Annotated in this window: 5 protein-coding genes; 1 reads left to right on the plus strand and 4 read right to left on the minus strand. The window is 63.6% G+C overall.

Annotated elements, in window-relative coordinates:
• Positions 1–12: 12 nt before the first annotated feature.
• Entirely contained in the window at positions 13–1,254 is a 1,242-nt protein-coding gene (locus L981_RS12995; RefSeq protein WP_043616359.1) for an RDD family protein, read from the minus strand.
• A gap of 630 nt (positions 1,255–1,884) precedes the next feature.
• Between L981_RS12995 and L981_RS13000 the strand changes: the two genes are divergently transcribed.
• Positions 1,885–3,405 carry an arylsulfatase gene (locus tag L981_RS13000; RefSeq protein ID WP_052201778.1) on the plus strand — a complete coding sequence of 507 codons (1,521 nt, stop codon included), beginning with the start codon at positions 1,885–1,887 and terminating at the stop codon, positions 3,403–3,405.
• Positions 3,406–3,437: 32 nt separating this feature from the next.
• Here the strand turns inward: L981_RS13000 and L981_RS13005 are convergent, their stop codons facing one another.
• The 3 genes from L981_RS13005 to L981_RS13015 all read right to left on the minus strand — a co-directional run bounded on the left by L981_RS13005 (position 3,438) and on the right by L981_RS13015 (position 5,532).
• Positions 3,438–3,731: a hypothetical protein gene (locus L981_RS13005; RefSeq protein WP_245281625.1), complete on the minus strand. Its 294-nt coding sequence runs from the start codon at positions 3,729–3,731 to the stop codon at positions 3,438–3,440.
• A gap of 182 nt (positions 3,732–3,913) precedes the next feature.
• Positions 3,914–4,621, minus strand: coding sequence for a L,D-transpeptidase (locus L981_RS13010; protein WP_051659263.1), 708 nt, complete (start codon positions 4,619–4,621; stop codon positions 3,914–3,916).
• On the minus strand, positions 4,618–5,532 hold the full coding sequence (locus L981_RS13015) for a glycine betaine ABC transporter substrate-binding protein (RefSeq protein ID WP_043616378.1): 915 nt from the start codon (positions 5,530–5,532) through the stop codon (positions 4,618–4,620). Before L981_RS13015 ends, L981_RS13010 begins: the two co-directional genes overlap by 4 nt.
• Positions 5,533–6,085 lie beyond the last annotated feature (553 nt).

Raw genomic sequence — 6,085 nt, forward strand, 5'->3', positions numbered from 1 at the left:
CGCCGAACTCCGCTACTTCGTCGTCGCAAACATGGCGTCGACAAACCGTCTCTTCTCCGCCTCCTGCTCAGCGGAATTGCCGCGGGTGTAAACCAGCGTTCTCCACGCATCGCGACCGCTGACGGCGACCGTCACTTCAACAGACGTGTCCTCTGCGCTCACTGCCTTGCCCGTTGCCCTGAGGCCTGCCTGAAGGCCCGCCATGTCAAAAATAGTGACGGGCTGCCAGCCGGTGGTGATATCGACCTCCTCGCGGAGCACTTTCTCGAGCGCCTCCGCATAGCGGTCCGCTCCAATGCCATCCGAAGGCAACTGTTCGTGCCCGAAAAGCGCCTCGGAGAGAAGTTCGTCGGAAACGAAGTAGAAAATCCGACCGCTATTGGTCTCAAGTTCCTCTGGCTTCCAGGACCTCCCGATCGTCGCCACGCGCTGGGTCATAGGGTTGGACCAGCCCTGAGTGGTCTTTAGGTTGCTCTCCATGGCCCGCTCCTCCGCTTGCAGCGCGAAACTACCGATGAGGAGAGCGGCCGCCACGACCAGGGTCACCCCGAACCGAAACTGCGAGGGATCGGCGACAACGACGGGGTTCCCGCTGTCGTAGCTTGCGGGTTGCCCAAGAGAGACGCGGCGGTGCTGTCGGATCTGGGTGAAGAGCGCGATGATCGGAATGCCCAGCCCGAGGCCGATAACCCATACCTTGAACTCCCTTACGAGGAAGAACAGGGCACGGTTGCGACCCGCAGGCACCGGGACGCGCACACCCGCGATCGCCTTGCCCGGCGTCGTCCCCGTGATCGTCATGCTAAGCGCCAGCACCAAAGCGACAAGCGGCAACAACATCAAGCCGAATAGAACGCCATTTATGGAGACGATTTGCAGGTAGATGTTCGGAGCGTAGATAACGGCCAATAGCCCGATACCGAATCCGAGCAGCGGGGAGAATAGAAAATTGTCGATGAGGCGCGCCCAGAACCGTGGCCAGGGCCGGGAATTGCGGATCAGTCCGGGTTGAACGGCTGGTTCCTCGACGATGGGTTCGGCGGCATCCGCCTCGGCTGCGGTCGCCGAGATGGGTGGCGGCACAAAGGCATCGACAAGGTCTGGATGGGATCCGGCCGCCTGCCGTTCCTCCAGACCTTCGCGCCACACAATGGTTTCTTGCGTGATCCTGCCATCCCGAACAAGCGCTCGGAGATCGTCGTCATCGACAGGACCGTGTTGATCCGGTCCGGTCAAATAGTACCAAACTGCCATGCTGCTACCCCTCGACTGAGCGTCTCAGGTAGCAAAGACCTTCACAGCCGTAAAGTTGTGCAGATAGAAAATGAAAATAGCCAGGAGTTGTCGCCGTTCGGAGGCGCCACGACGGCTGGCATGACGCGCATGCCAGGCGTTTTCCGACCGCTCCGGGTCGGCAATCAACCCGCCTTCGCGACCGCAGTCCTCAGGCCTCGCGGCTGAAGTAACTCAGGATCAGAAGTGTGCAGATCGCCGCAACGATCAAGGCGTCGAAAAGTGCAAAGTGCTCGAAGAACGAGGGCATGGCATTTCCTCCTTCCAACTAAACCTATGAGAGCACAGATTTACAAAACTTGGAAGAAGTTTTGAAAAATATACTGATCAAACAACGCAATTAGTCAAAATACTATTTGCACTGCAGCATTATTTATTTGCACCGCACAAAGCTTAATCCCATGAAATTATCGGCCTCAGTGCCACGACAGCTCTTTGATGCAGCCGTCGATAGGCCGTCCGAGACGCGGCATTTCGCCCCTTCGCCACCACGACAATGTTAATTGACGGCGCTACCGGAAGATGCAGATATTAGCTATATCGAATAGAAGGATCCGCCGTCCGGCCGGGTCGCATTTCCAGGGGGTGCGCATGTCTGAACTGCAAGCGAATAACGCCCGTGCAAACGCATGCGGCGACAAGACGGCTGGCGCGGATCCGCAAGCGGGCCCGACCCGGCGCGACGTTCTCATGAGCGGTGCGGCGCTTGCCCTTGCCGCCGGTACGCCGGCGGGCCTTGCGGCTCTTGCCCCGGATGCGGCGCAAGCAGCCGGCACGACCGCGCCGAACATCGTCTACATCATCGCCGACGATCTCGGCTGGGGCGATGTCGGCTTCCGCGGCTCGGACATCAGGACGCCCAATCTCGACCGGCTGGCGGCCACCGGTGTAACCTTCGACCAGTTCTACACCCAGCCGATGTGCACGCCGACGCGCGCCGCCTTCCTCACCGGCCGTTACCCGTTGCGCTATGGCCTGCAGACGGGCGTGATCCCCTCGCCCGGTTCCTATGGCCTGGCGCTCGACGAGTATCTGCTTTCCCAGGTGATGAAGGACGCAGGCTACCGGACGGCGCTCGTCGGCAAGTGGCATCTCGGCCATGCCAAGCCGGAATATTGGCCGAAGCAACGCGGCTTCGACACCTTCTACGGCGCGCTGGTCGGCGAGATCGACCACTTCAAGCACTCTTCCCATGGGGTAAAGGACTGGTACCGGGGCAACAGGCCGATCGAGGAGATCGGCTTCGACAACACGCTGATCGGCGACGAGGCGGCCCGGGTGGTCGATAGCCACGATCCCGCAAGCCCGCTCTTCCTCTACCTCGCCTTCACCGCACCGCACACGCCCTTCCAGGCGCCGGACGACACACTCGACCGCTACAAGCACATCTCGGACAAGAACCGCCGGGCCTATGCGGCGATGGTCTCCGTGCTCGACGACGGCATCGGCAAACTGCTGGCGTCGCTCGAAAAACGCGGCATGCGCGACAACACGCTCATCGTCTTTCACAGCGACAATGGCGGCGTGACGAGTTCGCTCTTTGCCGGCGACAGCAAGGTGAGCGGCGAACTGCCGGCCGACAACGGCCATTACCGCGATGGCAAGGGCACGCTCTACGAGGGCGGCACCCGCGTGGTGGCGCTTGCCAACTGGCCGAAGAAGATCAAGCCCGGCAAGGTCGCAGGCATGGTCCACGTGGTCGACATGTATCCGACGCTGGCCGCGATCGTCGGCGCGACGCTCGACAAGAACCAGCCGCTCGACGGCATCAATCTCTGGCCCACCTTGAGCGAGGGCAAGCCGACGCCGCGCACCGAGGTGGTCTATAACGTCGACCCCATGGGGGGCGCCGTGCGAAGGGACAACTGGAAGCTCGTCTGGAAGGCGACGCTGCCGCAAAAGGTCGAACTCTTCGACCTTGGCGCCGACCCGTCCGAGGCACATGACCTTTCGGCCGACTACGCCGACCGGGTACGCGACTTCCAGGACTGGATCACCGGCCTTGCGGTCGAGATGGACCAGCCGCTGCTGCTGATGGAAGCGGCGCGCCTGACCTTCTACGCGCCGCCCGTCGTTGCCGATCCCTCGACGCTGTTCAATCTGGGTGATTGACGGCCGACGGCATGACCGCGGCCGGGTTGTCGCTAGACCGGCGTCACCGACTTCACGCTGCCGGCGGTATCGACGATGCAGGTGAACTTGCGGCCGGCGGCGTCGAGGTCGACGCTGTAGGAAGCGGCATCGAGCGCGCGCGAACTGGTCGGCAGTACCTTTGTGCTGTCGACCTGGGCGGCGCCCGCCGCGGCATGGGCGCAGAGCAGTTGCAGGTCGGCCGGCGCCGTCTGCAGGCTCGTGCGGGCCATATCCTCGGGCTTCGGCGCGGACTGGCAGCCGCCGATCGCGGCCGTGGCCGCCAGTGCCAGAACAAGGCCTTTCATACGCAATATCCCCTCGCTCACCACGTATCCTCCCCTTCGGATCTTCTGTCCCTGTTCCTTCGCGCGATCGGCCACGCGTGTCCCCGGCAGCCAATCGGTTCCATCCTGGCGCCCGCAAGGCGCCTGCACCTGCAAAATGCATGCGCCGGCGCGCCGCTCTCAAGCGGTCCGCCTTGCTCTGCTCAAACGCCCTTATAGAGCGCCGCCCCCTGCATCAGCACGATCACCTTGGCGCCGATCTCGATGCGCGAATGCAGGTCGATGACGTCGTCATTGTTCATGCGGATGCAGCCGGAGGAAACGTCGAGACCGATCGTCCAGGGCTCCACCGTGCCGTGGATGCGGTAGATCGTGTCCTGGTCGCCCTCGTAGAGATAGAGCGCGCGTGCACCGAGCGGATTGTCCGGCCCGCCGGGCATGCCGGCCGCCCATTTCGCCGCATTCGGGTCGCGCGCCACCATTTCGGCTGGCGGCGTCCAGGTCGGCCATTCGGCCGTGCGCCCGACGCGCACGATGCCGGCCCAGCCAAAGCCCTCGCGGCCGACGCCGATGCCGTAGCGGATCGCCTGGCCGCCGGGCTGCACGAGATAGAGAAAGTGCTGGTTGCCGTCGATGATGATCGTGCCCGGCTGTTCCGCCGTGCGGAAGGTCACCACCTGGCGGCGGAAGGCCTCCGGAAGCTGGTTGTTGCGGGCGAAATACTGCCGCGCTTTCTTCTTGTCGTAGTTCACCCATTTCTTGGTGCGGGCGTCGTAGATCTGGGTCTGCGCCCAGGCGGCAAGCGGCCCGAGCGTAAGGGCGGCGGCAAGCACCGCGACACCGAGCCTGCGCCGCGTCCACAGGGGCCGGTCCGTGCCGGCAAGGCGATTGTCGTCAGAACGTCCGCTCATGGCTTGGCCCACCCGTCGATGCGCGCCGCGTTGTCCTCGGCCCATTTCTTCGCGTAGTCGGCCGGCGCCTGCCGCTCGACCTCCAGCGCGTAGCTCATCTTCGTCACTTCCTCCGGCGAAAAATCCACCTTCTCCAGGAACTTCGCCACGTCAGGGTGTTTCTTGCCGAAGGCGGTGGCATAGGCGATCTGGAAATGCGCCGCCTGCCAGGCGGTCGAAGCGCTGGATTTCGAGACCCAGAGCGGATCGCTCGGCGGCAGGATCTTCCACTTGGCGGCATCGTGCGGCGGCTCTTCGAGCCGTGCGATCTGGTGCAGTTCGAAGACGTGATGCGGCGCGTAGCAGTAGAACACCATCGGCCGCTCGGTCGCGACCGCCGCGTCCACAGCAGCCATCGCCACCTCCTCTTCCGCCTCGAACAGCGTCAGCGTCTTGTCGTAGCCGTAGCCGGCCGCCCGCGCCCGCTCGATGCCGGTCGAAAGCCAGGTGGCGGCGCCGATCCACATCTCGCCCTTGCCGTCGCCGTCGGTGTCGAGGATCTTGGTCTTTTCCGGGTCGCTGAGATCGGCGGCGGACTTGATCGTCTTTGCCGCTTCCGGCGTGGCGCAAAGCCCCTGCCAGGCCGGCACGCTACGCTCTGTCAGCTGGCCGACCTTCTTGTCGGTCACGTATTTGCGCACGACGTCTTCGAAGTTCGGTCGCCAGACTTCCGGCTGGATGTCCACCGTGCCCGCTTCGAAACCAACGAAGGCATTGAGCGTGCCGAGTTCCTTGACCTCGGCGTCGAGCCCGAACTTCTTGGCGATGCCCACTTTCAGGATATTGGCCGTTGCCTGGCCCGACGGCCAGTTGGGCATGGCGATCACCAGATCGGCGGCAGTGGCGGGCAGCGCCACGGATGCGGCCAGCATGGCAGCCAGCAGGGCTGGCAGAAACCTCGACTTTTCCTTCACAATCCCCTCCGGCCTCGAGCAAACGATGCGAATGACGTCGTGAATGCGTATGTCGTGCTTTCGCGACGCCGAAGCGCGCCGCAACTCTGCAGATTTCCCTTGATGACGAGACCCTGCAGCTCTTCAGAAAGCCATGGCGACCCGGCGAGACGCGCGGTCCCCTTGGGCGAATGCGAAGCTTATCAATGCCTTGGGCCTTTGGCCCTGCTCTTCCCCGTGCCGTATCCGGCATCTTCGTTCGTTGGCCGGCAGGATGCATAGAACCGCGGGCTTCGTCAACGTATCAGCGATACCACACGTTGCACGGACGCACCTGCCGACCGTCAATCACGCGGCAATCCACGCCGGACCTTGGAGACGACAGTGTCGGAATTCGTTGTGGCCCACGGGCTCGCATGCACGGACGATTGCCGTGAAGGGGATGAGGCGGGCCGCACCCCCGGCCCGCCTGCCCGCGAACGGCAGGGCGTGATCTCCCCGCACGTCCCGCTTTGTTGCCTCAGGCGGCGCG

This window comes from Ensifer sp. ZNC0028, from assembly GCF_000799055.1.
In the GTDB taxonomy this organism is placed as follows: Bacteria; Pseudomonadota; Alphaproteobacteria; order Rhizobiales; family Rhizobiaceae; genus Ensifer.